Origin of the sequence: Shewanella morhuae (assembly GCF_003028295.1) — a bacterium.
Lineage (GTDB): Bacteria > Pseudomonadota > Gammaproteobacteria > Enterobacterales > Shewanellaceae > Shewanella > Shewanella morhuae.
This window is the reverse complement of sequence record NZ_PYSG01000003.1, coordinates 138,213-160,805: the sequence shown is the minus strand read 5'-3', so window position 1 is coordinate 160,805 and position 22,593 is coordinate 138,213. Positions and strand designations below refer to the sequence as shown.

Below are 22,593 nucleotides of genomic sequence, written 5' to 3'. Positions count from 1 at the left end.
GATTAGGTCATGCGCCATCGTAAGAGTGGTCGTCAACTAAACCGTAACAGCAGTCATCGCCAAGCCATGTTTCGCAACATGGCCGGTTCACTAGTTCGTCATGAGATCATCAAGACAACTGTGGCCAAAGCGAAAGAACTGCGTCGCGTAGTTGAGCCTCTGATAACACTTGCTAAGAGTGACAGCGTTGCAAACCGTCGTTTAGCGTTTGCACGTACTCGCGACGCTGAAGTCGTCGGTAAGTTATTTACTGAGTTGGGTCCACGTTACCAGGAACGTCCTGGTGGCTATACCCGTATCCTTAAGTGCGGTTTACGTGCTGGTGATAAAGCCCCTATGGCTTACATCGAGCTAGTTGGTCGCCCAGAAGCTGCTCAAGCTGTTGATGTTGAAGCTGAGTAAGTTAAGGTTACACTTTTAAAAAGCCGGGCATAGCCCGGCTTTTTTATGCCTTCTTTTCATGACTTAATCCCAAACTATATCAATTCCATTGGCTATGTTCACGTTAACTGTGTCTGCATGGCCAATATGCTATTTTCATTTGGATTATCATGGGCTTCAAAGAATCTAAACCAGCCTAAGTAGTTCGGAAGATATTTAGTTGCTACGCCCCGAAAGGTATTTATCCATAAATGCAGTCGGCTATGGTAAGCATTGACATTTTGAATATGAAAAACACCCTCTTTGACTCGCCTGCCATGACTTGCATTGAGTATCTTAGGCTCTACTTTCATATCCTGAGTCATTTTTAGTTAGGAAAGAAAGCCATCGCTACACACCACTGAATCTGCAGCTATTTTATTTTCTAGCAACCCTAATAATGTGACACTATCGGCGCTATCGAGGCATTCATCGAATACCTGTTTATTTCTATCTCTGGCCACAAGGACCGCGACCCAATCGCCTTTTTTGCGTCCGCGACCAGCACAATCTCCACCTCTTTTATGGGCTTTACGTGAGAGTGTACGACTGCCTTTCTCTGAATAGCGAAATAAGGTCTCATCGATTTCAACGATACCAGATAACCTTTGCGCTTTGACTTTATTGGGTAAGGAAAGAAATTTGTGGCGCCATTTAAAGGCTGTTTTAACTGATATATTACAGCGCTTTGCGCTCTTTCTTATAGGAAGGCTGTCTAGCATGCATGTTAAGTATGGCAGCCATTTTTCTAAGAACCGCATTCGATAGAAGGGTGTGTTAATGGTGCACATGAACGTTTTATGACAAGCATGACAGCGATATCGCTGACGGCCATTAGGTTTTCCATGACGTTTAATGTGACAGGCGTGACAATGAGGGCACTGGGATTTGATGGTGAAATTCGCCTCAAGCATATTAATGCATGAACCACTATCAAGTTGTTGCTGCAAAAAAGAAATGAGTAAACGTTGCTGTTCAAAGGGTAATTCTGCCGCTTGTTGCTCGAGGTCTAACAAACATGAAGTCATGTCTGGAACTCCTATAGAGAGCTGCACATAATTATAGTGTAGCAACACTTAACTAAAACATAGCCAATTCCATTAATGATATTTCTATTCATTAAGTGGTCGGCGCTATCCATTGTCTAGGACACAATTTGCTCACCCTTTCTTTATCCTCAATGAAGGCATTCCATGCGATGGAACATTGTTCAATAATGTCGTCATAACCACTAAAACAGCGATTGGCCAACACATGTTGGCGTAGCCATTGCCAAACTTGCTCTATCGGATTGAGTTCGGGTGAGTAAGGAGGCGGCTTGAGGACGGTCAGATTATCAAAGTCGTCGGCTAACGCTTGTTGATGCCAGCGAGCGCCGTCCATGATGACCAGTGCGTAAATCCCAAATGCCGTCGCAGCCGAAGTAAACTTCAAATATTGGTACGTATATCCGCTGTTTGCATGTGGGGCAATAATGACTTTGGTCGCGCCACATGCAGGGAATGGCGTCATATAAATACGCCGATTCAAACTGTTGCTGCCTTACTGGGTGGACGTACCCCTTTCTTAGCCTAAGTGCGGGCGGTGATATTTTGTTGACCAAATTTGGCTTCATCTTGAAACGACATATTAATGTGTTCGCGGCCCATGTAATGGTCAAGTATTTCTGGAGGGATGTTAAGCTGCTTTTTCAAAGTGGCTTGAGTCACATTGAGTGTAGAGAGTGCGTGGTTAGCTATAAAGACTGTGCTAAGGACACCGGTACTCTGAGCAGAAAGATTTCTTGCTGTATAAAGACTATTTCCTTTGTTGGCGTTAGAACTACAGCATCTTAATAATACGCGATTAAATAATTTCTCAGCAGTTCACTGTTATAGCCTTTGATATGTGATTTAGAATTTATAGGTTTAATGGTGTTAGGTTTATGAAATTGTACCCGCAAAGAGTAATCTCGAAATATAATTGTGGATAAGTCTGGGGGTAAGCGGTGGGTAGGGTGTGGCTAGTGTAGATATTGGTAATTAATGGCTAATTTAGCGAAAAAAGGGTTGCACAAAATCTCGCGCTGCCTATAATGCGCATCCACTGACACGGCAGACAGCGTTAAGCCGCCTGATGTGACAGTTCATCGATAAGTTTACTGATTGATGAGTGTTGAGAAAGTTTGTAAAAACTCCTTGACGCACAATGGGAAATGCGTAGAATACGCAGCCCTAGCCACCTGGAAGCATTTGATGCTCAGCGTGGTACTCACATTCTCTGATGAGATTGAGTTGCTCTTTAACAATATAAAACAAGAAATCTGTGTGGACACTCACAGGTGTTGAGTTAATCGAAACTGCTTAGCCTTCGGGTTGGCAGTCAAAAATTTAAATCAATGTAACAATGAGTGTTCATAGCAATATGTACAGTTTGTTTCTGCTTCCTTTATAGGAGTGTGGAAACAAAAAAATCAGAATTCATTGAGCCGCTGATTGGCTTCTTATTTATAAGAAGTTGAGAAGCAAAAAACTTTAATTGAAGAGTTTGATCATGGCTCAGATTGAACGCTGGCGGCAGGCCTAACACATGCAAGTCGAGCGGCAGCGCAAGGGAGTTTACTTCTGAGGCGGCGAGCGGCGGACGGGTGAGTAATACCTAGGGATCTGCCCAGTCGAGGGGGATAACAGTTGGAAACGACTGCTAATACCGCATACGCCCTACGGGGGAAAGAAGGGGACCTTCGGGCCTTTCGCGATTGGATGAACCTAGGTGGGATTAGCTAGTTGGTGAGGTAATGGCTCACCAAGGCGACGATCCCTAGCTGTTCTGAGAGGATGATCAGCCACACTGGGACTGAGACACGGCCCAGACTCCTACGGGAGGCAGCAGTGGGGAATATTGGACAATGGGGGCAACCCTGATCCAGCCATGCCGCGTGTGTGAAGAAGGCCTTCGGGTTGTAAAGCACTTTCAGTAGGGAGGAAAGGTAGCGTGTTAATAGCGCGTTACTGTGACGTTACCTACAGAAGAAGGACCGGCTAACTCCGTGCCAGCAGCCGCGGTAATACGGAGGGTCCGAGCGTTAATCGGAATTACTGGGCGTAAAGCGTGCGCAGGCGGTTTGTTAAGCAAGATGTGAAAGCCCCGGGCTCAACCTGGGAATTGCATTTTGAACTGGCGAACTAGAGTCTTGTAGAGGGGGGTAGAATTCCAGGTGTAGCGGTGAAATGCGTAGAGATCTGGAGGAATACCGGTGGCGAAGGCGGCCCCCTGGACAAAGACTGACGCTCAGGCACGAAAGCGTGGGGAGCAAACAGGATTAGATACCCTGGTAGTCCACGCCGTAAACGATGTCTACTCGGAGTTTGGTGTCTTGAACACTGGGCTCTCAAGCTAACGCATTAAGTAGACCGCCTGGGGAGTACGGCCGCAAGGTTAAAACTCAAATGAATTGACGGGGGCCCGCACAAGCGGTGGAGCATGTGGTTTAATTCGATGCAACGCGAAGAACCTTACCTACTCTTGACATCCACAGAAGAGACCAGAGATGGACTTGTGCCTTCGGGAACTGTGAGACAGGTGCTGCATGGCTGTCGTCAGCTCGTGTTGTGAAATGTTGGGTTAAGTCCCGCAACGAGCGCAACCCCTATCCTTATTTGCCAGCACGTAATGGTGGGAACTCTAGGGAGACTGCCGGTGATAAACCGGAGGAAGGTGGGGACGACGTCAAGTCATCATGGCCCTTACGAGTAGGGCTACACACGTGCTACAATGGCGAGTACAGAGGGTTGCAAAGCCGCGAGGTGGAGCTAATCTCACAAAGCTCGTCGTAGTCCGGATTGGAGTCTGCAACTCGACTCCATGAAGTCGGAATCGCTAGTAATCGTGAATCAGAATGTCACGGTGAATACGTTCCCGGGCCTTGTACACACCGCCCGTCACACCATGGGAGTGGGCTGCAAAAGAAGTGGGTAGCTTAACCTTCGGGGGGGCGCTCACCACTTTGTGGTTCATGACTGGGGTGAAGTCGTAACAAGGTAGCCCTAGGGGAACCTGGGGCTGGATCACCTCCTTACCTATACGACTAACTTAATGTTTGTTGAGTGTTCACACAGATTGCTTGTTTAACTTCTCTTAGGAGAAGCAGAGCGAAACATCCCTCTTGCAGGTAGATGTTGTTCTTTAACAATTTGGAAAGCTGATAGTGATTAACATGATGATGTCTGTCGTTATGTTAATTACAAACCGATGTAAGTGTGGAAACACTTGCATCATGAGTTCTCAAACACTTTATTAAGTGTCTTGAATATTCAAAGTGAAGTATTTTGCTGTGGTGGCAGAGTATTTCACGTCTAAGGCGCGTCCACTTCCTGGTCGGGAGTGAGACAAGTAAAACCAAGCTGGTCGCAATGCGGCGCAGATGAGTGAAACTCATTTGGGTTGTATGGTTAAGCGACTAAGCGTATACGGTGGATGCCTTGGCAGTCAGAGGCGATGAAGGACGTAGTAACTTGCGAAAAGCGTTGGCGAGCTAGTAACAAGCATTTGAGCTAACGATGTCCGAATGGGGGAACCCAGCAGCATAAGCTGTTATCTGCACATGAATACATAGTGTGTAGAGGCGAACGAGGGGAACTGAAACATCTAAGTACCCTTAGGAAAAGAAATCAACCGAGATTCCCCTAGTAGCGGCGAGCGAACGGGGATTAGCCCTTAAGTCTATGGGGTGTTAGTGGAATGAGTTGGAAAGCTCAGCGGCACAGGGTGATAGCCCCGTACATGAAAACTAACCATAGATGAAAACGAGTAAGGCGGGACACGTGACATCCTGTTTGAATATGGGGGGACCATCCTCCAAGGCTAAATACTCCTGACTGACCGATAGTGAACCAGTACCGTGAGGGAAAGGCGAAAAGAACCCCTGTGAGGGGAGTGAAATAGAACCTGAAACCGTATACGTACAAGCAGTGGGAGCGGTTCTTGAGACCGTGACTGCGTACCTTTTGTATAATGGGTCAGCGACTTACATTTTGTAGCGAGGTTAAGCGAATAGCGGAGCCGTAGGGAAACCGAGTGTTAACTGCGCGTTTAGTTGCAAGGTGTAGACCCGAAACCGAGTGATCTAGCCATGGGCAGGTTGAAGGTTGAGTAACATCAACTGGAGGACCGAACCGACTAATGTTGAAAAATTAGCGGATGACTTGTGGCTGGGGGTGAAAGGCCAATCAAACTCGGAGATATCTGGTTCTCCTCGAAAGCTATTTAGGTAGCGCCTCGAGCGAATACCACTGGGGGTAGAGCACTGTTAAGGCTAGGGGGTCATCCCGACTTACCAACCCTTTGCAAACTCCGAATACCAGTGAGTACTACTCGGGAGACAGACGGCGGGTGCTAACGTCCGTCGTCAAAAGGGAAACAACCCAGACCGTCAGCTAAGGTCCCAAAGTACTAGCTAAGTGGGAAACGATGTGGGAAGGCTTAGACAGCTAGGATGTTGGCTTAGAAGCAGCCATCATTTAAAGAAAGCGTAATAGCTCACTAGTCGAGTCGGCCTGCGCGGAAGATGTAACGGGGCTAAGCTAGTCACCGAAGCTACGGGTGCGGTCCATTAGGACTGCGCGGTAGAGGAGCGTTCTGTAAGCCGTTGAAGGTGAAGGGGTAACCCACGCTGGAGGTATCAGAAGTGCGAATGCTGACATGAGTAACGATAAAGGGGGTGAAAAACCCCCTCGCCGGAAGACCAAGGGTTCCTGTCCAACGTTAATCGGGGCAGGGTGAGTCGACCCCTAAGGTGAGGCCGAAAGGCGTAATCGATGGGAAACAGATTAATATTTCTGTACTTCCGCTAACTGCGATGGAGAGACGGAGAAGGCTAGGCTAGCGCGGCGTTGGTAGTCCGCGTTTAAGGTGGTAGGTTGATTTCTTAGGCAAATCCGGGGAATCGCACTTTAGTGTGCAGACTGAGAGCTGATGACGAGGTCCTAAGGGACTGAAGTAGTTGATGCCATGCTTCCAGGAAAATCTTCTAAGCTTCAGGTTAGTGGGAATCGTACCCCAAACCGACACAGGTGGTCGGGTAGAGAATACCAAGGCGCTTGAGAGAACTCGGCTGAAGGAACTAGGCAAAATGGTACCGTAACTTCGGGAGAAGGTACGCTCCTGTTGGTGATGAGACTTGCTCTCTAAGCTGACGGGAGTCGCAGATACCAGGTGGCTGCAACTGTTTATCAAAAACACAGCACTGTGCAAACTCGCAAGAGGAAGTATACGGTGTGACGCCTGCCCGGTGCCGGAAGGTTAATTGATTGGGTTATCGCAAGAGAAGCTCATGATCGAAGCCCCGGTAAACGGCGGCCGTAACTATAACGGTCCTAAGGTAGCGAAATTCCTTGTCGGGTAAGTTCCGACCTGCACGAATGGCGTAATGATGGCCACGCTGTCTCCAGCCGAGACTCAGTGAAGTTGAAATTGCGGTGAAGATGCCGTATACCCGCGGCTAGACGGAAAGACCCCGTGAACCTTTACTATAGCTTGGCACTGAACATTGAACCTACATGTGTAGGATAGGTGGGAGACTATGAAGTTGTGACGCTAGTCATGATGGAGTCGTCCTTGAAATACCACCCTTGTAGTTTTGATGTTCTAACCGCGGCCCCTTATCGGGGTTCGGGACAGTGCCTGGTGGGTAGTTTGACTGGGGCGGTCTCCTCCCAAAGAGTAACGGAGGAGCACGAAGGTTGGCTAAGTACGGTCGGACATCGTACGGTTAGTGCAATGGCATAAGCCAGCTTAACTGCGAGACATACACGTCGAGCAGGTACGAAAGTAGGTCATAGTGATCCGGTGGTTCTGAATGGAAGGGCCATCGCTCAACGGATAAAAGGTACTCCGGGGATAACAGGCTGATACCGCCCAAGAGTTCATATCGACGGCGGTGTTTGGCACCTCGATGTCGGCTCATCACATCCTGGGGCTGAAGTCGGTCCCAAGGGTATGGCTGTTCGCCATTTAAAGTGGTACGCGAGCTGGGTTCAGAACGTCGTGAGACAGTTCGGTCCCTATCTGCCGTGGGCGTTGGATGATTGAAGGGAGCTGCTCCTAGTACGAGAGGACCGGAGTGGACGAACCGCTGGTGTTCGGGTTGTCATGCCAATGGCATTGCCCGGTAGCTACGTTCGGAATCGATAACCGCTGAAAGCATCTAAGCGGGAAGCGAGCCCTGAGATGAGTCATCCCTAGGAATTTAATTCCTCTAAAGAGCCGTTCGAGACTAGGACGTTGATAGGCATGGTGTGTAAGCGTTGTGAGGCGTTGAGCTAACATGTACTAATGACTCGAGAGGCTTAACCATACAACCCAGATGGGTTTTATATGGCCTTAGACGAATAGTGGCACTTAATAAAGTGGTCATAAAATGCTCCTGCATTTATGACATCAAGTACATCGTTGTACTTGTCGAACTCAAGTAAGAAATCAGCTTTCCGAATTATTATTAACGTGAGCCAGTGATGGACACGGTAATAAACAGAATTTGCTTGGTGACAATAGCCTTGTGGAACCACCTGATCCCATCCCGAACTCAGCAGTGAAACGCAAACGCGCCGATGGTAGTGTGGGGTCTCCCCATGTGAGAGTAGGTCATCGCCAAGCGCCTAATTATCTCGATGAGATGTAACGAAGCCAGCTTAATAAGCTGGCTTTTTTGCGTCTGTGATTTGGCATAAACAATATTTTTTGTGCATTAAAGACGCTATCTTTGTTGCGACGTCATCGTAAGCGTCTAGGCAACTACACCTACTTTTTAAAATTCCATGATAATACCATTTATGTTAATTAACTGCTCAACATTGCCCATTGTCTTAAGCACAATTTGCTCACCCTTTCTTTCTTCTCAATGAAGCTATTCCATGCGATGGAGCATTTGTAATGGTCTAATGAAACTGTAGAGATTTATAGCTTAAAATAAGCCAAATCTTAAAGGTATTTATTATGATTAGAAAATCGAAAGTCACTGTCAGCCCGCTGCAAAAATTAGAATATGCCAAGCTGATGGTCGAACAGGGTTACACCAACAAGCAAATTGAAGATATGTCTGGTGCAGGTAAATCTGCGGTGTCTCGATGGAAAATCCAGTACCAGGCTGAATTAGCGGGTAAAACCCCAGAAAATGCCAAAGCATTCACTGAAGAACAACGAAAAATTCAACTCTTAGAAGCTCAACTAAAACAAGCAATGAGGGATAATGACATCCTAAAAAAGGCTGCAGCTTTCTTCATTCGAGACAATCAAAACTTAAAATGATCCGCGAAGTAAAGAAAGCAAATCTAGGCTTTAGAATGAGTGAGTTGTGCCGAGTATTCGAGCTCAGTTGCAGTAGTTTATATTACAAACCGATCCCCCAAAGCGCTGAAAAGCAGGCACGGATACAATTAGTAGAACAAGCGTTCTCTGACTCAAATTCGACGTATGGTAAACGTCGAATACAGGTAGACTTAGTCGATTTAGATTGTAAGGTAGGGGTTTACGCTATTGCTAGCATAATGAAAAGTATGGGGTTAATAGCGATTAGGCCAAAGAAAAAGCATTACTATCCTAACTCAGGTGATGAGCAAGTTTACGCACCTAATTTGCTCAAGCGGCAGTTTAACCCTACGACGTATAATACTCATTGGGTGGGTGATATTACCTACATAAAATCCCATCAAGGGTGGAGTTATTTAGCTTGTGTGCTTGATTTAGGCACCAAAGAAATTGTTGGGTATGCCTTATCAAGCCAACCCAATGCAGCGTTAGCGACAGCGGCCTTAAATAACGCGCTACAACGCCAGAGGCCAAATACACAGGCGTTGATGTTTCACTCTGACCAAGGTTGCCAGTACTCGGCTAAGGTGTTCAGAGAAAAGCTAAGGGGCTTAGGTATTGAACAAAGTATGAGTCGTAGAGGAAATTGTTGGGATAATGCGGTGATGGAACGATTTTTTAGGAGCTTAAAGACTGAACGATTAAACCATTTAGCCTTTATCAATCACAGCTCTGTAGTGAGCGTGGTTGAGCAATATATCCAGTTTTACAATTACAAACGTAGGCATTCAGCAATAGATTATAAGACGCCACATCAAAAATATAATGAGTTAAAAAAAGCGGCTTAACATCCCTCCAGAAAAACTTGACCATTACAATTGCTCAACAATATCGTCATAACCACTAATACCATTTATATTAATTAACTGGTCAACATTGTTCATCGTCGAGAACACAATTTGCTCACCCTTTCTTTCTTCTCAATGAAGCTATTCTATGCGATGGAGCACTACTCAACAATGTCGTCATAGCCGCTAAAGCAGCGATTGGCCAACACATTTTGGCGTAGCCATTGCCAGACTTGCTCTATGGGGTTGAGTTCGGGTGAGTAAGGAGGCAGCTTGAGGACGGTCAGATTATCAACGTCGTCGGCTAACGCTTGTTGATGCCAGCCAGCGCCGTCCATGATGAGGGCGTGGCACCCAAATGTCGTTGCAGCAGAAATTAACTTCAAATGTTGGTACATGTATTCGCTGTTAGCATGCGGGGCAATAATCGCTTCTGTTGCGCCAGTTGCAGGACACACTACGCCATATAAATACGCCGATTCAAACTGTTGCTGCCTTACTGCGCGTGGACGTGCCCTTTCTTGGCCCAAATACGGGTGGTAGTGAAGTGGTCAACTAAATTTGGCCACGGCTTTAGAATCTTCCCAAAATCTTCGCTCTGATTCATTTTGGCTTAATCCCTGCATTATAATGATGTGGCCTGACTTGGCTGTAATAGCCAATAATATAATCAGTCACATCTTGTTTAGCTTCAAAAAAACCCTTATAGCCTTGTATTGGCACCCATTCCGTTTTTAAACTCCTGAAAAATCGCTCCATTGGCGCATTATCCCAGCAGTTACCTCGGCGACTCATGCTCTGAGTTATTTGATATTTCCACAGCCGTTGACGGTATTTAAGGCTAGTGTAATGACTGCCTTGGTCTGAGTGAAATATCAGGTTTTTAGGCTTACCCCGTGATTCAAATGCCATTTCCAGTGCTTTTGCTGTTAACTCAATATCTGGTGAAAATGACATTGCCCAACCCACCGCTTTTCTGGAAAATAAGTCCAGTACTACCGCTAAATAGCACCAGCGATTACCCGCCAAAATGTAAGTGACATCGCCACACCAAACGGTGTTTGGTTCAACCACTGCAAATTGTCGTTCGAGTATATTGGGGATAGTGACATGTTCCTTCCCAGTCTTCTTGTAGTGATGTTTGGGTTGTTGGCAACTGACTAATCCTAGCTTTTTCATTAGCCTAGTGGCCCGATAACGACTTAGTGCAAAACCCCGTTCAGAAGCAATAGTGGCAATATTTCTCGCTCCAGCGGACTGGTTACTTTGTGCATGTATCGCTTTGATTTCACATTCTAAACGTCGCTGCTCTGACGTCACAATATGCTCATGACTCACCCAATAACGGTAACTACTGCGGTTCACGTTAAATGCATGGCATAACACTGAAATAGGATATTTATTGCTCTCATTGAGCTTCTCGATTATCGAGAATTGTTCAGCGAGTCCGACATCAAGAGAGCGGTAGCCTCGGCGTGCCCCTTGGGTATTTTTAGGATTTCTTTCTCGAGGTTAATCCGCTCAATTTCTCGTTTAAGTGCCCTAATCTCAATCTGCTCAGGCGTCATGGGTGAGGCTTTAGGAGTAAGCCCTTTGCGTTCAACCTGAAGTTGCGTTACCCACTTACTGACCGTTGATTTACCTACGTTCATGGCTTTGGCAGCCGCTTCTTGTGTATAGCCTTGGTCAATGACTAATTGGGCAGTTTCGAGTTTAATCGCTGCGCTATATCGAGCACGTTTACTTTTATTCATTTTGTCACCTAAATTTGCTATGAATGAGATCATAACATTTCTTATTAGGTGGCCAAATTCACTATGCCACTACAGTACGAGAATGCCCTTCGGTGAAATGCAGTAAGACAAGATAGCGCATACGTTTACGTGCGCTTTTCTCTGATTTAACTAAGGCTAGGATATTGGGCTTGTTCATACTTTGTAAGGTGAGAAAGTGACGACTTATTAGATCATATAATTAAAGTAATTGGTATGATACCAACCTAAACATAGCCTCACCCTTAATGATGTAGATTGAGCAATAAAAAAGCCTCATTATTATTAAATATGAGGCTTTTTTGCTGTTTCTGGCTTTATTAAAGCTTATTGAGTGTCCGGTGCTTTTTGCTGGCTGTAATCTAATTTTTCATGGGTTTGACCCATCGCTTCAGCAACTTCAGGCGGCATGTAATTTTCATCATGCTTTGCCAGCACTTCAGTCGCTTCTAATTTACCATCTGCAGATAGCACGCCCTGCGCTACAATACCTTGCCCTTCACGAAAGAGATCTGGTAGTAGATCATCATAGGTAACGAGGACTTCCCCGCCTAGAGAGTCATGCACTGCAAACTGAACATGAAGACTTTTGGGATCGCGTACCATAGAGCCAACAGTTACCATACCGCCGACACGAATCCGTTGACCGACTTCAGGTTTAACACCGGTATCTGTTTTGCCATGAACAATTTCAGATGGTGTATAGAATAAGTTTAAGTTGGAGCTTAGTGCATAGAGCAAAAGTGAAGTAATTGCGGCTACGCCACCGATTAATGCTACTGCCAATGTCAGTCTTTTTTTGCGTCTGGGATTCACTATTTAGTACTCCTGGTTTCTTTTAGGCGTTCTTCTCTATCCATCTTCTTCGCTATTTCAATTAGTACTTTACGTTTTTGGCGTGCACTGCTAATGATAAGTGTAGAGAAACAGAAGAAAGTCACTCCGTAGGATAGCCATACATAAAATGCATAGCCGCCCATGTTAAAAAAGTCACTGATAGAATCGAATTGCATTATTTGATCTCCTCAGCTTTAGCAAGTTCGCGCACCCAAGGGCGCATGCCATTCCTTGCTAAAATTTCCGCTCTAAATCGAATAATCGTAATTGCGCCGATCATAAGGCCGAATCCAGCGATATTGATTAATAACGGATAGAGCATTTCTGTCGACATGGTCGATTTCTCGGTAATACGAATTGTAGATGGCTGATGTAATGAGCTCCACCATTCAACGGAGTATTTGATGATAGGGATATTAATAACGCCTACGATCGCTAAGATCCCTGCAGCGCGAGCTGCCAGCACTTTATCTTCAAATGAAGCATAGAGTGAGATAACACCAAGGTATAAAAACAGTAACACCAGTTCAGAAGTTAAGCGTGCATCCCATACCCACCATGCGCCCCACATAGGTTTACCCCATGCTGCACCAGTGAATAGGGCAATAAAGGTAATCACTGCACCAATAGGCGCAATTGATGCGGCAGCCCAGTCAGCAAGTTTTATTTGCCAAACTAGACCAATAAAGGCTGCTGTCGCCATACCCATATACGCCGCCATTGACATGGAAGCCGCAGGGACATGGATAAAGATAATACGGTAGCTATCACCCTGCTGATAATCGGTTGGTGCGAAGGCTAACCCCCATGTAGTGCCAACAGTAATAAGCACAGCCGCTAAAGTTGCAAACCATGGAAATAATGTTCCTGACAATTTATAAGCGCGTTCAGGATCCGCGTAAGGGTGTAACCATTTCCACATTTTAGTTAGTACTCACTCGCAGAGATGCACCAATTGCAAAAGGTGCCAATGTTAACGATCCGACCAGCATGGCGCCTATTATAGCGAGCTGACCGTCATAGGGTAAATTCATTCCAGCCGCATCGATTGCACTCGTTGCAAAAATGAGAACTGGGATATATAAAGGCAAGATAAGTAAGCTGAGTAACACGCCGCCTTTTCTAAGGCCGACAGTTAATGCCACACCTATGGCTCCTAATAGGGATAATACAGGGGTACCTAATGCTAGGGTCGATATTAACGCACCATAGCTATTACCATCTAAATTAAGTAATACCGCTAATAATGGCGCAATAATAATTAATGGTACGCCGGTTAAAATCCAATGGGCTAACACTTTAGCTAATACCAAAATGGCTAGAGGCTGTGGGCTCAACAACATTTGCTCTAAGCTGCCATCACTGAAGTCCGCTTTAAAGAGCCTTTCAAGCGATAGCATTGATGCTAATAATGCCGCTACCCAAATTATTCCCGGTGCTACACGAGCCAGCATTTGTGGCTCAGGACCTATTCCAAGTGGAAACAAGGTTACAACCATAATGAAGAATAAAAGCGGGTTAAAAATATCGCCACGATGGCGAATAGCTATTTTAAGATCTCGCTGTAGCAAGGTGAAAAATGCTTGTGTAAAACTGATGCCTCTTTTCATTTTTCTGACCCTATATGAAGCGATAATCTAGGCGGATTTTACGAAGCCTATCATCTTTGATAATGCCCATATCTTGGTGAGTCGTGAGGATCACGCAGCCCCCATTATCAGCGTGCTGGATAAATAATTGCTCCAGTTCCTCGACACCTTTTTTATCAATTGCAGTAAAAGGTTCATCAAGGATCCAAATTTTACAGTTGCTATGCCACAGTCTCGACAATGCTGTTCTGCGATGTTGGCCAGCGGATAAATGCCCCGCGAGCGCCTCTTCAAAGCCTGTTAAATTCACTTTTGCTAAAATAGCTGAAGTATCAAAGTCATCATAACCACTGATCCTTAAATTGAAATTAAGGTTTTCTTCGGCGGTCAGCTCGCATTTTACGCCTGCTAAGTGGCCTAAATATAACAGGTCTTGATTGTATTCGTCGCGGCAGCGATTAATGTCTTCATCGATATAAAAAGTGTGTCCCGCGTATGGACGGGAAAGGCCCGCTAATATACGTAATAAACTGGTTTTGCCAGCACCGTTAGGGCCTTCGATTTGGACGATATCACCAGCATGGATCTCAAAACTTAATTCATCAAAAAGAATACGTTCTTCGCGAATACAGGTCAGCTTATTTGCCGAAAGTAATGTTTTTATTGTTATATTTGCCACTGAACCCTCTATCTAAAGCCGGAAGGAAACACAAGTTATTCTAACACAAACGTTATTGGACGTTTACCTTTGGTTTGTACTAGATGTCAGCAATTTGATGTGGTTCCAATAACCGCAATATTTATCGAACTTTTTTAAGATTTGCTAATATATTAACGAATTCACACTCCTTGTCGCTTGATTCATTCTGTGTTGAGATTCTAATCACAAAAAGATGAGATTTCTTGAAGTTTGTAGTAATCTTAGATGGTTATAATGAGTCTGCCTTAGTAAGGGCAGCGCCGAGCTTTGTACGTATTTGCATTAGGAACTCGAAGATGAAAAAACTGTTAGCAATAACTGCAATCGCTGCTTTGACTATGTCTGTCAACGTGTCAGCTCAAGAAGCTGAAGCGATTTACAACAAGGCATGTACCGTATGCCACAGCATGGGTGTTGCTGGAGCACCAAAAGTACATAATGTTGCAGATTGGGAGCCACGCCTAGCTAAAGGTATGGATACTCTACTGCACAGTGTGAAAACTGGTTTAAATGCTATGCCACCAGGTGGTATGTGTACTGATTGTACTGATGAAGATTACAAAGCCGCTATCGGATTTATGTCGAAAGCCCAGTAATTTTTAGCTATAAAAAAACCGGCTTTTGCCGGTTTTTTTATAGCTAAAGTTTGTTCTTCACAGCAAACTATTGCACTTGAGTATCGAGCACTAAACTAGCACTGTCGCCCACTGCAACAGTATTAATCTTTCCTTGAATATCACCCGTTTGCGGTTTGATATTGCCGTGTTTAGAAAGCACTGCAATCACTTCGACATTTGCCGCGTCACTTAACTTTTTGTCCCCGCCCATACCGCTACTATCATCTAACGTCACAGTAATCGGGAAAGATGTCGCGCTGACTTTCGTTGCCGCTAATGGCACTTTTGGCCCTTCAGTTGCACGAGCAAAGATAAAGATAGTGTCCTCTGGGCTAGCTTTGGCAGCCAACTCAGCAGCGATAGATATAGTGATATTAACTGATTTAACGCCGCTGGCCTTCACTTGCTTATGAGCGTCATCATCTGGCATTCCTGCAGTTTCAGACTGTAGACGCAAGTTTGCGGTTTCAATAGCATTCATCAATGCAGTACGATCAATATCGGCGCGTTCGCTATTCAAAATGGCTTGCCAAGAGGCAATCGCTTTCTTGTAATCTGCTGCAAAGAAAGCATCCATACCCACGAGTAATAATGTTGAAGGGTCCTGAGCATCCATTGCTAATGATTCATCGATAATAGCTTGGATTTGCGGTGTCATCTGTTGGCCTGCTTTGTAATACATAGCAGTCGCTTTTGGCCCTAGCAATTCAGCTTGCTTGCCAACTAAGGCTATTACTTTATCAAAGGCGGCAATGGCTTTGTCATATTGATTGGCCGACACATAAGCATGGCCTAAGGTAAACCAAGCTTGGCTATTTTCGGGCTCTGCCTTTACTTGAGCTTCCATCATTTGTACGCGCTGCGCCATGATTTGTGCCGCATCCATACCAGCGTGTGGATTTGCTGATTGGACATTATCTATATTTTGAAAGTCACCTAAGTGTTGATACATATAGCCTGAAATGACAACTAAACAGATAGACATCATTGATGGCCATAGAATGGTCTTTGGCTTTATTGGGTTAACCAGTGAGTCATCGCTTGCTTGTTTGATATCTTGAAGGAGGCTGATTTCTAGTTCTTTTTTTAAAGCATTAAATTCTGCTTCATCTAGTAACTCCTCATGTAACTCTTTTTCAAGCACGGCTAGTCGTTCATTGAACAATTCAAGGTTAGTCTGCCTACGTACACCGGCTTCTTCTGCTACCAGCAACTTTTGCTGTCTGAAGTGCGGGATCCAAATCAGCAGCAGACCGACGAATAAAACAAGCGCAATAAAAATCCAAAATGTTGTCATATGTTTCTATATTCACTTTAGTTTGCAGAAAGCGGGGTAACCGCTAGGCTTGGGAGCAAGATTATACGTAAAGATGGTTCATTGAACAGTAATATAAGGTAATCCCTGTACCGAAAGCTTATAGTTGGGCACTGGTTCACAAATTAATTCTTCTGATAAATACTGCATGAAACTTATAGTGTCATTTGTAGGTCACATGCAGAACCGTCACTCTTTCGGGACATTTATCCACATTAACAATTGAGAATGAGACAAGTGACCCAGTTTTGTACGAAAGAGGCAGACAGGAACAATAGCAAATACTAAAATGAGCAAATTTTTGTGCATTTGCGTGATAATAGCATGTTGTGCGTTGATATAGAGTCTTTCTAAATCAACATATTATTGAAGACTGAGGAAAACCCATGATCCCAGAACTTGGACACTTTGCGTTGATAATAGGAATGGCATTTGCTTTCTTATTGATCAGCGTCCCCCTAATAGGTGTTGCCCGAAAAGATCAATACCTTGTTAGGTATGCTTGGCCATTAACCTACGGAATGTTCTTTTTTATCACTGTGTCCGTTGTTGTGCTGGGCTATAGCTTTGCCGTCGATGATTTCTCAGTCGCTTATGTCGCGCATCACTCTAACTCTCAGTTACCTATCTTCTTCAAGATTGCGGCCGTATGGGGCGGTCACGAAGGGTCACTGTTATTTTGGGTATTTGCTTTATCGACTTGGGCTGCCTCAGTCGCTTTATTTAGTAAAGGTTTAGAGGAAGTGTTTACTGCCCGTGTATTGGCAGTGCTGGCACTGATTGTTATTGGCTTTGGCCTATTTATGTTACTCACTTCTAGCCCATTTGAACGTTTATTCCCAATGCCTGCTGAAGGTCGCGATTTAAACCCAATGCTGCAGGATGTGGGTTTAATCTTCCATCCACCGATGCTGTATTTAGGCTATGTGGGCTTTTCAGTGAGTTTTGCGTTCGCGATTGCCGCACTGATGAGTGGTCGTCTCGATTCTGCTTGGGCTCGTTGGTCGCGTCCTTGGACGTTAGCAGCTTGGACATTCCTTACTGGGGGGATCGCACTCGGATCTTGGTGGGCATATTATGAATTAGGTTGGGGAGGATGGTGGTTCTGGGATCCCGTTGAGAATGCCTCTTTTATGCCTTGGTTAGTGGGTACCGCGCTGGTTCATTCTCTTATCGTGACTGAAAAACGTGGCGCTTTCCGTAACTGGACTGTATTGCTATCGATTTTTGCTTTCTCATTAAGTTTGCTAGGTACCTTTATTGTTCGTTCTGGCGTATTAACTTCAGTGCATTCATTCGCAGCGGATCCAAGCCGTGGCATGTTTATTCTGTTGTTACTTGGTTTAGCGATTGGTGGCTCATTAACTCTGTTTGCATTCCGCGCCAGTGAAATGAGCAGTCCAGCCCGTTTCGAGCTGAAATCTAAAGAAACGATGCTACTGGTCTGCAACGTTCTACTGACGGTTGCTGCCGGTACAGTATTGTTGGGTACGCTATATCCATTGCTTATCGACGCACTTGGAATGGGGAAAATTTCCGTAGGGCCACCATACTTTAACGCTGTGTTTGTGCCTATCGTATTGGTCTTATTCGGCTTTATGGGTATAGGTCCAATTATCCGTTGGAAAAAATCCAAAACGGGCGAGTTGAGACGTCAGTTATTGATTCCTGCAATGGTTGCTGTGGCAATCGGTGTGGTCACTCCTTTTATCGTTGATGGTGTGTTCAATATTTGGGTTGCCTTGGGTGTTGCAGCGGCAACTTGGATTGTACTGGCAACAGCAAGAGCGGCTTACAATATGGTTAAGTCGAAAGAAGGCGATATTAGTATTAACCGTATAGGCCGTAGCCAACTCGGTATGATCTGCGCGCATATTGGTATAGCAGTCTCAGTGATCGGCGCCACTATGGTATCGAATTACTCGATTGAAAAGAGTGTCCGCATGGGGCCTGGCGTAAGCCAAGAACTTGCAGGTTATACTTTTAAGTATCTTGAGACCAAAAACGTCGTGGGTCCTAACTACACTGCGCAACAGGGACAAATCGAGATCTATAAAGATGACAAACTACTGACATTACTCAAGCCAGATCGCCGTCAATATAATGTGCGTACTATGGACATGACAGAAGCGGGTATCGACTGGGGTCTGTTCCGTGACTTGTACGTCACTATGGGCGACCCGATTACCAGCACTGAATTTGCAGTTCGTTTGAACTACAAACCATTTGTTCGCTGGTTATGGTTTGGAGCCATTTTTATGATGGTTGGCGGTTTTTTAGCCGCATCGGATAAGCGTTATCGTGCAAAAGTCACTGCTACTGTTGCCCCTCTGGGTGACAAAGTGAAATTAGCAACGGCTCACTAATTGGGGAATGTATGAAGAAGTTGGTTCTGTTTATCCCATTGGTTATATTTCTCGCCATGGGGGTGTTTCTCTATAAAGGGCTATTTTTGAATCCGCAGCAATTAGATTCTGCGCTGGAAGGAAAGCCGATGCCGGCTTTTCAACTGGAAAGCTTAGAAACACCAGCTGAGATTATTACGAATGAACAATTAAAAGGTAAGGTCGCGCTATTTAACGTATGGGCGACTTGGTGCCCATCTTGTAAATATGAGCATCCTTTCTTAGTGATGTTAAAGCGTAAAAATCTTCTGCCAATATATGGGATCAACTATCGCGACGAGCGTGTTCCTGCATTAGAAGAGTTAACACGCCAGGGCGACCCCTATAATGTCAATATTTATGATAAAGATGGTCGTTTAGGCTTAGATCTTGGCGTCTATGGCGCACCAGAAAGCTTTATTGTTGATCACAACGGTATTATCCGTTTTCGTTATGCAGGTCCAATCGACCAACGTGTCTGGAGCGAAACGCTTTATCCTATGATCCAACAATTACAAGCTGAAGCGACAAAGGATGGAGCATCATGAGAATGCTGACAAAACTTATCGGTGGTTTAGTGCTGTTATTCAGCATGACGACCACCGTCATGGCAACACCTGTTGATACTTATGAATTCAAAACACCTGAAAATCAAAAGCGTGGTTTGTCTTTGGCCCATGAGTTACGTTGTCCACAGTGCCAAAACCAGAATTTGATCGACTCCAATTCACCAGTTGCTCGAGATCTGCGTCTTGAAGTCTTCAAGATGGTTGATGAGGGCAAAGGGGATAATGAAATTATTGAGTTTATGACTAGCCGTTATGGTGAGTTTGTATTGTATAAACCTAAAATGGAAACCAAAACCTATGTTCTCTGGTTAGGCCCTATAGGTTTATTACTCATGGGGTTAATCATTGGTTTTATCTTCATTCGTAAGCAGCGTATTGTCGGTAATGTGCCTAATGAAATAAGTGCTGAAGACCAACATGAGTTAGACACTTTACTGAAGCGTAATCCTAAATGAAGCATAAAGTCGCAGTAATATTAATCTTATCATCTGCGTTTTCGTTTGTTGGCGGCGGGATAGCCCATGCTTATCCCGGCATGCAGCAAGCGGCTAAACCGGTCGAATCTACCGTTGATCTGATCAATGTATTACCAAAGACATTTCCTATTGAGCCTGTTCCTTTTAATGATGTCGATGGTAAAGCCATCGACTTCAGTCAATTTAAAGGCAAGATCATTATGGTAAATATGTGGGCGACCTGGTGCCCGCCATGCGTAAGAGAGCTACCCGCAATCGAAAGACTCGCGACTAAGTTCAAAGCTGAAGACTTTGTAGTATTGCCTATTTCTATTGATGCTGAAGGCAAACAGCAGGTGCAGCCTTTCTTAAGTTCGTTGGGCATGGCAAATTTCAACTCTTACTACGATCAGCCACAAAGTCTTGGGGACGTTTTTCCACTCGATACTATTCCTGCGACTTTTATCTTAGATCAACAGGGTCAATTGATTGCCTTTGTTCGAACTTATGTTGATTGGGATGACGCCAAGGCTGCTTCACTAATCCAAGGTTTTATTGATAAAGGCCCTAAAAGGCCTGATTAATCGCCACTTCGTGCGTAAAATAATCGTCACTGTGTAAAAGATCGCCATGCGATCTTTTTTCATTAAAAAGCTCTTGCACAAAATCTCGCGCTGCCTATAATGCGCATCCACTGACACGGCAGACAGCGTTAAGCCGCCTGATGTGACAGTTCATCAATAAGTTTACTGATTGATGAGTGTTGAGAAAGTTTGTAAAAACTCCTTGACGCACAATGGGAAATGCGTAGAATACGCAGCCCTAGCCACCTGGAAGCATTTGATGCTCAGCGTGGTACTCACATTCTCTGATGAGATTGAGTTGCTCTTTAACAATATAAAACAAGAAATCTGTGTGGACACTCACAGGTGTTGAGTTAATCGAAACTGCTTAGCCTTCGGGTTGGCAGTCAAAAATTTAAATCAATGTAACAATGAGTGTTCATAGCAATATGTACAGTTTGTTTCTGCTTCCTTTATAGGAGTGTGGAAACAAAAAAATCAGAATTCATTGAGCCGCTGATTGGCTTCTTATTTATAAGAAGTTGAGAAGCAAAAAACTTTAATTGAAGAGTTTGATCATGGCTCAGATTGAACGCTGGCGGCAGGCCTAACACATGCAAGTCGAGCGGCAGCGCAAGGGAGTTTACTTCTGAGGCGGCGAGCGGCGGACGGGTGAGTAATACCTAGGGATCTGCCCAGTCGAGGGGGATAACAGTTGGAAACGACTGCTAATACCGCATACGCCCTACGGGGGAAAGAAGGGGACCTTCGGGCCTTTCGCGATTGGATGAACCTAGGTGGGATTAGCTAGTTGGTGAGGTAATGGCTCACCAAGGCGACGATCCCTAGCTGTTCTGAGAGGATGATCAGCCACACTGGGACTGAGACACGGCCCAGACTCCTACGGGAGGCAGCAGTGGGGAATATTGGACAATGGGGGCAACCCTGATCCAGCCATGCCGCGTGTGTGAAGAAGGCCTTCGGGTTGTAAAGCACTTTCAGTAGGGAGGAAAGGTAGCGTGTTAATAGCGCGTTACTGTGACGTTACCTACAGAAGAAGGACCGGCTAACTCCGTGCCAGCAGCCGCGGTAATACGGAGGGTCCGAGCGTTAATCGGAATTACTGGGCGTAAAGCGTGCGCAGGCGGTTTGTTAAGCAAGATGTGAAAGCCCCGGGCTCAACCTGGGAATTGCATTTTGAACTGGCGAACTAGAGTCTTGTAGAGGGGGGTAGAATTCCAGGTGTAGCGGTGAAATGCGTAGAGATCTGGAGGAATACCGGTGGCGAAGGCGGCCCCCTGGACAAAGACTGACGCTCAGGCACGAAAGCGTGGGGAGCAAACAGGATTAGATACCCTGGTAGTCCACGCCGTAAACGATGTCTACTCGGAGTTTGGTGTCTTGAACACTGGGCTCTCAAGCTAACGCATTAAGTAGACCGCCTGGGGAGTACGGCCGCAAGGTTAAAACTCAAATGAATTGACGGGGGCCCGCACAAGCGGTGGAGCATGTGGTTTAATTCGATGCAACGCGAAGAACCTTACCTACTCTTGACATCCACAGAAGAGACCAGAGATGGACTTGTGCCTTCGGGAACTGTGAGACAGGTGCTGCATGGCTGTCGTCAGCTCGTGTTGTGAAATGTTGGGTTAAGTCCCGCAACGAGCGCAACCCCTATCCTTATTTGCCAGCACGTAATGGTGGGAACTCTAGGGAGACTGCCGGTGATAAACCGGAGGAAGGTGGGGACGACGTCAAGTCATCATGGCCCTTACGAGTAGGGCTACACACGTGCTACAATGGCGAGTACAGAGGGTTGCAAAGCCGCGAGGTGGAGCTAATCTCACAAAGCTCGTCGTAGTCCGGATTGGAGTCTGCAACTCGACTCCATGAAGTCGGAATCGCTAGTAATCGTGAATCAGAATGTCACGGTGAATACGTTCCCGGGCCTTGTACACACCGCCCGTCACACCATGGGAGTGGGCTGCAAAAGAAGTGGGTAGCTTAACCTTCGGGGGGGCGCTCACCACTTTGTGGTTCATGACTGGGGTGAAGTCGTAACAAGGTAGCCCTAGGGGAACCTGGGGCTGGATCACCTCCTTACCTATACGACTAACTTAATGTTTGTTGAGTGTTCACACAGATTGCTTGTTTAACTTCTCTTAGGAGAAGCAGAGCGAAACATCCCTCTTGCAGGTAGATGTTGTTCTTTAACAATTTGGAAAGCTGATAGTGATTAAC

The 22,593-nt window shown here is 45.4% G+C and carries 14 protein-coding genes, 4 rRNA genes and 5 pseudogenes; 11 read left to right on the top strand and 12 right to left on the bottom strand.

Going from position 1 to position 22,593, the window contains the following annotated elements; genetic code table 11:
• The first annotated feature begins 9 nt into the window (after positions 1–9).
• Positions 10–402, top strand: a complete 393-nt coding sequence (rplQ, locus tag C9I43_RS15295; protein ID WP_076502238.1) for a 50S ribosomal protein L17 — start codon at positions 10–12, stop codon at positions 400–402.
• Positions 403–500: 98 nt separating this feature from the next.
• On the opposite strand, the pseudogene C9I43_RS19265 reads toward rplQ, so the two are convergent.
• The 3 genes and pseudogenes from C9I43_RS19265 to C9I43_RS15280 all read right to left on the bottom strand — a co-directional run.
• Positions 501–680: pseudogene (locus C9I43_RS19265) on the bottom strand (IS1595 family transposase); the annotation flags it as partial.
• Between the two features lie 72 nt (positions 681–752).
• A complete protein-coding gene (locus tag C9I43_RS15285) occupies positions 753–1,448 on the bottom strand; it encodes an IS1595 family transposase (RefSeq protein WP_107884332.1) in 696 nt (231 codons plus the stop codon).
• Positions 1,449–1,539: 91 nt separating this feature from the next.
• Positions 1,540–2,048, bottom strand: a pseudogene (locus C9I43_RS15280) (IS630 family transposase); the annotation flags it as partial.
• A gap of 886 nt (positions 2,049–2,934) precedes the next feature.
• Here C9I43_RS15280 and C9I43_RS15275 point away from each other — a divergent pair.
• From C9I43_RS15275 to C9I43_RS15260, 4 genes are all read left to right on the top strand, one after another.
• Positions 2,935–4,477 (top strand): 16S ribosomal RNA (locus C9I43_RS15275).
• 371 nt (positions 4,478–4,848) lie between these two features.
• Positions 4,849–7,753 (top strand): 23S ribosomal RNA (locus C9I43_RS15270).
• A 183-nt stretch (positions 7,754–7,936) separates the two neighbouring features.
• Positions 7,937–8,052, top strand: a 5S ribosomal RNA gene (gene rrf / locus C9I43_RS15265).
• The 16S, 23S and 5S rRNA genes sit together here, the layout of an rRNA operon.
• Before the next feature lie 339 nt (positions 8,053–8,391).
• Positions 8,392–9,551 (top strand): IS3 family transposase gene (locus C9I43_RS15260; protein ID WP_107884330.1). Its coding sequence is split into 2 segments (ribosomal slippage): positions 8,392–8,653 and positions 8,653–9,551, totalling 1,161 coding nucleotides; the frame shifts between segments, so codons are not numbered across the junction.
• Between the two features lie 92 nt (positions 9,552–9,643).
• On the opposite strand, the pseudogene C9I43_RS15255 reads toward C9I43_RS15260, so the two are convergent.
• The 8 genes and pseudogenes from C9I43_RS15255 to ccmA all read right to left on the bottom strand — a co-directional run.
• Positions 9,644–10,095, bottom strand: a pseudogene (locus C9I43_RS15255) (IS630 family transposase); the annotation flags it as partial.
• A 7-nt stretch (positions 10,096–10,102) separates the two neighbouring features.
• A pseudogene (locus C9I43_RS15250) lies at positions 10,103–11,305 on the bottom strand (IS3 family transposase).
• A 64-nt stretch (positions 11,306–11,369) separates the two neighbouring features.
• Positions 11,370–11,483 (bottom strand): annotated as a pseudogene (locus C9I43_RS15245) (IS630 family transposase); the annotation flags it as partial.
• A 167-nt stretch (positions 11,484–11,650) separates the two neighbouring features.
• Positions 11,651–12,139 (bottom strand): cytochrome c maturation protein CcmE, encoded by a 489-nt coding sequence (gene ccmE, locus C9I43_RS15240; RefSeq protein WP_107884328.1) that lies wholly within the window; start codon positions 12,137–12,139, stop codon positions 11,651–11,653.
• Entirely contained in the window at positions 12,139–12,336 is a 198-nt protein-coding gene (gene ccmD, locus C9I43_RS15235; protein ID WP_076502297.1) for a heme exporter protein CcmD, read from the bottom strand. Before ccmD ends, ccmE begins: the two co-directional genes overlap by 1 nt.
• Entirely contained in the window at positions 12,336–13,082 is a 747-nt protein-coding gene (locus C9I43_RS15230; protein ID WP_076502295.1) for a heme ABC transporter permease, read from the bottom strand. The genes ccmD and C9I43_RS15230 overlap by 1 nt, the downstream gene beginning before the upstream one ends.
• 1 nt (position 13,083) lies before the next feature.
• Positions 13,084–13,770, bottom strand: coding sequence for a heme exporter protein CcmB (ccmB, locus tag C9I43_RS15225; protein ID WP_006079706.1), 687 nt, complete (start codon positions 13,768–13,770; stop codon positions 13,084–13,086).
• 10 nt (positions 13,771–13,780) lie between these two features.
• On the bottom strand, positions 13,781–14,428 hold the full coding sequence (gene ccmA, locus C9I43_RS15220) for a cytochrome c biogenesis heme-transporting ATPase CcmA (protein WP_076502293.1): 648 nt from the start codon (positions 14,426–14,428) through the stop codon (positions 13,781–13,783).
• 317 nt (positions 14,429–14,745) lie between these two features.
• On the opposite strand from ccmA, the gene C9I43_RS15215 reads away from it, so the two are divergent.
• Complete coding sequence (locus tag C9I43_RS15215) at positions 14,746–15,045, top strand: c-type cytochrome (protein WP_076502291.1); 300 nt, start codon at positions 14,746–14,748, stop codon at positions 15,043–15,045.
• Between the two features lie 67 nt (positions 15,046–15,112).
• Here C9I43_RS15215 and ccmI read toward each other — a convergent pair whose 3' ends face one another.
• Positions 15,113–16,363, bottom strand: coding sequence for a c-type cytochrome biogenesis protein CcmI (gene ccmI, locus C9I43_RS15210; protein WP_107884326.1), 1,251 nt, complete (start codon positions 16,361–16,363; stop codon positions 15,113–15,115).
• Positions 16,364–16,767: 404 nt separating this feature from the next.
• On the opposite strand from ccmI, the gene C9I43_RS15205 reads away from it, so the two are divergent.
• From C9I43_RS15205 to C9I43_RS15185, 5 genes are all read left to right on the top strand, one after another.
• Positions 16,768–18,747: a heme lyase CcmF/NrfE family subunit gene (locus C9I43_RS15205; RefSeq protein WP_107884324.1), complete on the top strand. Its 1,980-nt coding sequence runs from the start codon at positions 16,768–16,770 to the stop codon at positions 18,745–18,747.
• An 11-nt stretch (positions 18,748–18,758) separates the two neighbouring features.
• A complete protein-coding gene (locus C9I43_RS15200; RefSeq protein WP_076502284.1) occupies positions 18,759–19,313 on the top strand; it encodes a DsbE family thiol:disulfide interchange protein in 555 nt (184 codons plus the stop codon).
• Positions 19,310–19,789 (top strand): heme lyase NrfEFG subunit NrfF, encoded by a 480-nt coding sequence (nrfF, locus tag C9I43_RS15195; protein ID WP_107884322.1) that lies wholly within the window; start codon positions 19,310–19,312, stop codon positions 19,787–19,789. Before C9I43_RS15200 ends, nrfF begins: the two co-directional genes overlap by 4 nt.
• Entirely contained in the window at positions 19,786–20,373 is a 588-nt protein-coding gene (locus tag C9I43_RS15190; protein ID WP_107884320.1) for a TlpA family protein disulfide reductase, read from the top strand. Before nrfF ends, C9I43_RS15190 begins: the two co-directional genes overlap by 4 nt.
• Before the next feature lie 539 nt (positions 20,374–20,912).
• Positions 20,913–22,455 (top strand): 16S ribosomal RNA (locus tag C9I43_RS15185).
• The last annotated feature ends 138 nt before the right edge of the window (positions 22,456–22,593 follow it).

Excerpts from the sequence above, each read along its gene's own strand:
- ccmB (WP_006079706.1), bottom strand. The coding sequence starts at position 13,770 with ATGAAAAGAGGCATCAGTTTTACACAAGCATTTTTCACCTTGCTACAG.
- C9I43_RS15200 (WP_076502284.1), top strand. The coding sequence starts at position 18,759 with ATGAAGAAGTTGGTTCTGTTTATCCCATTGGTTATATTTCTCGCCATG.
- C9I43_RS15205 (WP_107884324.1), top strand. The coding sequence starts at position 16,768 with ATGATCCCAGAACTTGGACACTTTGCGTTGATAATAGGAATGGCATTT.
- nrfF (WP_107884322.1), top strand. The coding sequence starts at position 19,310 with ATGAGAATGCTGACAAAACTTATCGGTGGTTTAGTGCTGTTATTCAGC.
- C9I43_RS15230 (WP_076502295.1), bottom strand. The coding sequence starts at position 13,082 with ATGTGGAAATGGTTACACCCTTACGCGGATCCTGAACGCGCTTATAAA.
- C9I43_RS15190 (WP_107884320.1), top strand. The coding sequence starts at position 19,786 with ATGAAGCATAAAGTCGCAGTAATATTAATCTTATCATCTGCGTTTTCG.
- C9I43_RS15285 (WP_107884332.1), bottom strand. The coding sequence starts at position 1,448 with ATGACTTCATGTTTGTTAGACCTCGAGCAACAAGCGGCAGAATTACCC.
- C9I43_RS15215 (WP_076502291.1), top strand. The coding sequence starts at position 14,746 with ATGAAAAAACTGTTAGCAATAACTGCAATCGCTGCTTTGACTATGTCT.
- rplQ (WP_076502238.1), top strand. The coding sequence starts at position 10 with ATGCGCCATCGTAAGAGTGGTCGTCAACTAAACCGTAACAGCAGTCAT.
- ccmI (WP_107884326.1), bottom strand. The coding sequence starts at position 16,363 with ATGACAACATTTTGGATTTTTATTGCGCTTGTTTTATTCGTCGGTCTG.
- ccmD (WP_076502297.1), bottom strand. The coding sequence starts at position 12,336 with ATGCAATTCGATTCTATCAGTGACTTTTTTAACATGGGCGGCTATGCA.